Annotated in this window: 3 protein-coding genes; all 3 read right to left on the bottom strand. The window is 37.9% G+C overall.

Annotated elements, in window-relative coordinates; genetic code table 11:
• Positions 1-355 precede the first annotated feature (355 nt).
• Positions 356-1,420, bottom strand: coding sequence for an acyltransferase family protein (locus DWA31_RS09375; protein ID WP_114326339.1), 1,065 nt, complete (start codon positions 1,418-1,420; stop codon positions 356-358).
• Positions 1,421-2,463: 1,043 nt separating this feature from the next.
• A complete protein-coding gene (locus DWA31_RS09370; protein WP_114326338.1) occupies positions 2,464-5,646 on the bottom strand; it encodes an efflux RND transporter permease subunit in 3,183 nt (1,060 codons plus the stop codon).
• 2 nt (positions 5,647-5,648) lie between these two features.
• Positions 5,649-6,878: an efflux RND transporter periplasmic adaptor subunit gene (locus DWA31_RS09365; protein ID WP_168427321.1), complete on the bottom strand. Its 1,230-nt coding sequence runs from the start codon at positions 6,876-6,878 to the stop codon at positions 5,649-5,651.
• Positions 6,879-7,071: the final 193 nt, after the last annotated feature.

The following is a 7,071-nucleotide window of genomic DNA, read 5'->3' as shown; positions in this document are numbered from 1 at the left end:
CAAGCAATCCCCATAGCACCGAGTTCGATTCCCGCGGTTTCTTCATTGTGAGCCTTTTAGACATCAGCCTTCCTATAATGGGCTGATGATAGATTTTGTGTACTGGCTGATATCTAAAAACCTTAACAAAGAAGACGTTAAGCATTTCAGCTAAAATGCTTATTCAGATTAGATTTTGTATCAAAACGCTGCCATAAAGGGCGAGTGGTTCTTTGCCAATCAAGCCCACGTATTTTTGGGCGACTTTGATTGCCTTGTTATCGTCGCCACCAATTTAGCACCTGACTTTTGGGGTTGAAAAAGCAATGATTGGATCACATTTGCAAACGCCAGAATGAATGTTTATCCCTATTTATTATGTGCCTACAATGCTGCGTGAATATTTCCCCAATAGCAATTTGAAGGCGTAGGTAATGAGTACACTGATCGATATTACAAGTACAACATTCAATATTGCAAGCGGCAAAATAATGGAAAGGCTAGTTGGGGCTGTTATGATTTTAGCCATAACTTCGTACATTTCAAATAGCAGATACCCGTGCAAGAAATAAATCGAAAAAGCGTAATTGCCCAATACATCGAGCCACTTGGGTACGCTACTCATGGTTCGCTCAAACAGCAAGATGACCAAGCCTGCAATTGCTATTTTTTGTACATACCAAGCCGATTCAGTAAAGATAATCACTCCCCACTTTGGGCTCTCAAGATAAAACAAACCTACTAATACAGCGGTTGAGGCTACCGTCATCAGAGCAACCAAAAAGAGATAGCGCTCGGTTAGCTCGATTGTTTTTCGATAGTTCGCACCTACCACCATGCCCAGCATATAAGCCCCTAAAAAATAGGCAAAGTTTGTCCAAGTGATATCGGGCCATGCACGTGAGCAAACCAGTGGCGCTAGTATTAATAAAACAACCACCCACTTCACTTTCTTAATGGTTAAGAGTTTCGCAAAAATCGGTGTCGCAAGGTAAAGAACAAAAAGAACAGGGATGTACCAAAAAGAAAATATAGCGCCGCCAGTGATTAGGTTTTTGCCAACCAGAGTCGTAAACTCCATTAGGCTGCCATCAAATATAGTAAGTGTGCCATCCATCCCCCAATTTCTCCATGTCACAATGCTAGTAAAAAATAGGTAGGGTAAAAACACGTTTGTTAGCTTTGATTTAAAAAAGTTAGCATAACCACGCTCGGCCAGTATCAAAGAAAATAAAATAGCGGAAATAAAAGTGAAATAGAGCGTTGAGTCGTGAAACAGTATACTTTCGCCCCACGCAAAAGGCGTTAAATCGGGTTTTGGTGTAGTTTCGGCTGTTCCAGCGAAAAAGAAAATAAACTCAATAGCATGAATTGCCACAATATTGATGATGGCGAAGCCGCGAAAAGCGTGAAGTGAGGGAATATATTTTTTTGTTATCATGGTTACTTTTTTTTAAAAAAAGCCACAATAAGTGGCGATTTTATCGGAGTTAAAACAATTAAGCATTCATCTATTGTCGAAGCATGTGAGATAAATGTGCTGTTGGACTGAGTCGATTCCAGCGCCGTATGTTCAAGTTGGCACTAGCCCTATGCTAAATGGATATTGTTTATTCAGGGGCGCTTTGACTTGCAGCCGTCATATGCTTTAACAATTTCCAGATTTAATTTTGCTCAGAACAGTTAACATAGATTTCTTTACTTTAGACCAGTAAGTGACCTTTCGCGAACTATTTTGGATACACGCAAGATGAAATTCTCCGCGAAGCGGTTTAGTTCAACAACTTATTAGGGATACTTCTCAGTAATATGACAAAAGTGATTCATTAGAAAATGTAAGGCAAGAAGATTGAGACTAAAGTCAGCAAAGCGCACTGAAAAGTCGTTAGGATATCTTTTGAAATATCTAATTTCTAAAGTAAAACTAAAAAATCATACACCGGACTGCTCAAAGGGCAGTAGCTACCACTTTGCTGACATAAGGTTTTAGTACCACAACGACAACTGTGGGGCAGTAAGCGGTCATAAATTTCTTGTTAAAATAAATCTATGAAGCAGTCACTAAGATACGAAAGCTGACCTAAATAAAAATTCTATTTTAATATTAAATTTGTTCTGATGGCATAAAGAGTTAGATGAAACGATGGTCGGCTTTCTGATCAGGCAGCAGACATAAATTTCATAGTTCTATCCTGTTATAGGCATAGAAGTTTTGGACAATCCAGTTTAGCAAAAAATTCACAAATATTTGTGGCTGCAAATAATATTTAAGGTTACCAATTACCACATGAAATTTAATTTCAAGATGGTTACTAATACCACAAAAACTAAAACAGTTTCGCTACGCATTTATTGGTAGATAAAATGGATGTTCGCGTAATACAAGTACTATAAATTCAAGAGTAATAAATGAAAAGTAGCTATAAAAAAGCCGATCATGACTCGGCCTTAAATAACTTCAGATAAATGACTTAAACATTAGTTTTATAACTCACCTTCATTCGGTTTCAAGTCAACATTTGGCTCTGATAGTCCTAATTTATTTAATATAGCTCGATACAAACGTTTAAGCTGTTGTCCTAATGAATAGCCGCCTAAATAAGCACAAGGTACCATAAACAAAGTGACTACCGATGCAAACAAAACACCAAAAGCTAAAGAGATAACCATAGGGATCAAAAACTGAGCTTGAGTACTGCGTTCAAATAAAATAGGTAATAAACCGGCAAAGGTTGTTAACGAGGTTAATACAATCGGACGAAAACGGTCAGTACCTGAATTTAATGCCGCTTCAAAAGCACTGTAGCCTTTTTCTCTTAGTTTGTTAATTCGCTCAAGTAAAACTAAATTATCGTTAACAACAACACCAGCACAGGCGAGAAAACCAAAGAAAGACATCATGCTTATATCATAGTTTACTCCCGTAACCGCACTCCAAATGATATGACCAAAAATAGCACCCATAAAACCAAACGGTACAGCAATTAAAATGAGTAATGGCTCAAACATAGATTTAAAGGCAATAGCAAATAATGAAAAGGCGACGATAAAAGCCAATAAAAAGTTCTCTTTAAAGTTATCACCAAATTCAGCTTGAGCACGTAAATTTCCATCGGTAGAAAGATCAAAACCGGGATACTGTTTTTTCCATTGTCCGCCATAACTTGCTAACATTTGTTTTACTATTTCATTACCATCTGTCCCCTCTACAGTATCAGCTGTTAAGGTAATATTACGAATGCGATCCGTTCGGCGAATAGTACTACTGCCCGGAACTAAACTAATATTAGCAACAGCTTCAAGCGGCACTTCATCACCTTGAGCGGTTCTAATACGCATATCATCTAGGGTATCTAAACTACGGCGTTCATTTTCCGGAAAACGCAACATCACTCTCACATCTTCCTTTGAACGCGGAATACGTTGCACTTCTTCACCATAAAAAGCTTGTCGTACCTGAGTAGCAATATCTTGTGTAGTAATACCTAATGTTTGGGCATAATCTTTTAAGTCTAATTCTACCTCTAAACGACCGGTATCAAGATTACTGCGGACATTTTCAATCCCCTCATAAGCAGCTAAAACCGTCTTAATATCATTAATGGCTTGCTCTTGTGTACTTACCGCATTACTAGACAGACTTAAATTCAGCTGAATATCTGGGGCATTGCCTCCAAAGGTAGAGATTAAAGAATAACTTTGCAATTCAGGTAAAGGACCAATCAGTTCTTTTAACTTAATTCTAATGTCCTCGACACCGACACTTCGCTCTTCTGCAGGGGTTAAACCAACATACATATCAACACTACTGCCATTGCTCGTAGTATTGACTTCAGTAAGAAAAGTTTTGCCGCCATTTTTAGCTAATAACTCAGGGTTTTCATCCAAAGAATTGGCATGTTTTTTCATATACTCGGCTAAGTCCGTTGTATAACGATAGGGTGAACCATCGGGAAAACTGGCTTGAAGGTAAACAAACGCTTGAGGTACCCGAGGAAAAAAAGCAGTTTTAACCCAACCGGCGTCAAACATGGTTAAAGAAGTGACAAACAACAACGTAAAAGCAAGTACCGTACTGCCTTTTCGTTTTAACAACTTATTTAATAACGAGCGATATGTGCCGGCGGCAAAACGTTCCATTGCAGAAGAAAAATAATGTCGAATTCGCTCTAATTTTCTCAATACGGAAAAACGACTCGGCTGCTCGGGTTTCATATGTGATAAATGAGCGGGTAATATCAATAAAGACTCTGCCAACGAAAATAATAAACAAAAACAAACCACAAAAAATATTGAAATGGTATAGGGCTCAACATCTTTTGGCACATCGACCATAGGCATGAAAAATATGATTGTACTTATCACCGCGAGTACTACCGGCATTAATACACTGCTAGCGCCTGTAATTGCAGAATCATCGCCTTGAATGCCTTTTTGTTGCTGACTGTAAATACTTTCGCCAACAATAATTGCATCATCAACCACAATACCTAACACCATTAAAAAGGCGAACATCGACAACATGTTTAACGAAATGCCAAAGTAAGGTAATAACCATACGGCACCAGCAAACGCAGTTACAATACCCACCACGACCCAAATAGCTAATAGCGGACGTAAAAATAACATTAAAATAATAAAAACTAACAGTAAACCGCTTAAGGCATTATCTTTTAATAAATTAAAACGGCCATCAAAAAGGTCTTTGCTGATGTTATTAATTTTTAACTCTAACCCCTGGGGCAGGGTTGTTTTAAGTGCTTCTAAATAATGACGAGCATTGATCGTTCCCTTAAAAAGTTTAGGGTCATCACTCATTTTAACTTCAAAGTTTAAACCAGACTTTGTGCCAATAATAAAGTCTATTTCTTGTTCACTAAAACCGTCTTTTATCTGTGCTATATCCGACAAAAACAACTGGCTACCGTCCGTATTACTACGAATAACGATATCGGAAAAGTCCTGACCATTGTAGGCTTGTGCGCGGGTTTGTATTTGAATACTGCCTTGTTCTGTTTTAATCGCTCCCGCAGGTACATTCATTGAAGAACTGCGAATTGCGGCAGCAACTTCAGAAAAAGTCAGGTTGTATCGGCGTAAGTTTTCTTCAGATATTTCAATACCTACTTCATCTAAACGTAAGCCTTGAATTCTTACTTCAGAAACACCTTCTAATAAGGGCATTTCATCACGGATCTGATAACCAATTTTTTTTAGTTCACCTCTACTGACATCTCCTGATATAGCAAACCACATCAAGGTATTTCTAAAGACTTGCTGGCTTATAATAGGTCGCTCTGACGAAGGCGGAAAAGTATTGATAGAGTCAACCCGCCCCTTAATATCTGATAAAACTTCTTTTACATCAAAACCCTCAATAACTTCAATACTCACCGAACCTGAACCTTGTCGAGAATTAGAACTGATTTTAAAAATCCCGGGTAAACCAGCAATAACCTCCTCGATTCGAATAACGATTTGCTGCTCTACTTCGTTGGGCGCAGCACCCAGATAATTCATACTAACATTGATAAAGTTTCTATCAGAAGTGGGGAAAACTTCTTTTTTAATGGTATCGGAACCCGACCAACCACCAAGAAGAAGACCTAACATCAATAAATTTGCAGCTATTGGATTTTTAACAAACCACTGAACTATATTGTTCATCACTATTCACCATCATTTATTGTAGCAGCGACTTGAGTTTCAATTTTTGTATTATCGTTAAAATCAGAACTAAATATTGGTTCGATAACGGTCCCTGGAGATACAACGGCGTGTTTCTCCAACAAAATAGTCATATTTTCATTGACCTTTGTTTGGATCCAAACACGTTCTGAATTTTTACTTAATACGGTTACTGGTTGAATTTCGATAACATTTTTGTCATTTACCGTATAAATATTAGTCCGCTTAACAATGACCTCAATAGGTAAAACAACTACATTATCTAACTTTTTACCTTCGATTTTTGCAGTAACAAACAATCCTGGAATTAAGGGGGCTGAATGGTTGGTATGGTCAGAAACCTCAAAAGGTTTTACCACTTCAACTATGGCATAATACATGCGAGAATTAACATCAACTGAGGCTTCAGTTCGAGTAATAATGCCTTGCCATTGATGAGCCTTGCCACCAATAATAGCGCTTAATATAACCGCTGGGTTACTATCAAGTGCGGTGCCCAACATGGGTAAATCTAATAAAGCTAACTGTCTATCCGAAAGTGGCAAACGCACTTCAGCAATGTCGGTATCATATACTTTGGCTAACGCGGTACCTCGAGTAACAAACTGGCCAACATTGACATAAGTTTCGTTGATACGTCCATCAAACGGTACTTGAATTTTTGTTCGTTCAATATTTAGCTGAGATATTTCAACATCAGCCTGTGCATATGCCACAACCGACTGCGCTTCAATTAACTGAGGAGTCCGTAAAAAAAGTTCATTAGCATCTTTATTGCCTAAATCTTGCCATTCTCTTCGTGCTTGACGAGAGCGCCCTTTTTCTTCAGCTAAACTACGTTGTGCTTGTGCTAAACGTGATTTAGCATTGAGTAACGCAGCGCGGTAATCTCTTGAGTCTATTTCAATTAGAATCGTATCTTGAGTAAAAAAATCACCATCAGAAAATTGCGTATCAACTTTAACAATCAAACCAGATACTTGTGCAACAAGGTCTATTTCTCTTTTTGCTTCTACTGTTCCTTGACTTGTCGCCGACAAAACAACTTGCTCTCGAGTTGCTACCTGTACAGCCACTTTTACTTTTGGCGGTTCTGTCAGAAGATCATCATTGGGTTTCGGTGTGGGTTTAGATAAGGTGATTAACGTAATTGCGGCAATACCCACAGTTAAAATAATGAGTGGTAGTTTTATTTTCGTCCAAATTATCACAGTTTTCCCCTTTAGTGATGATTTTATAAATTATTGAAATAGCAAAGTATTCTATGTATAGACGGCCTGTCTCTTATACACAACTTTTAAATCGGTTAGATTTATGATCTAATACCTTTTTTATTTCCTTATAAATCGATATGTATAATACAGAAACAGCACAATGGGCTCAATTAATTTTTGGTCAAGCTAA

The organism is Candidatus Colwellia aromaticivorans, assembly GCF_003333305.1.
Taxonomy (GTDB): Bacteria; Pseudomonadota; Gammaproteobacteria; order Enterobacterales; family Alteromonadaceae; genus Colwellia; species Colwellia aromaticivorans.
The sequence above is the reverse complement of the archived record's forward strand: the minus strand, read 5'-3'. Positions and strand labels throughout refer to the sequence as shown.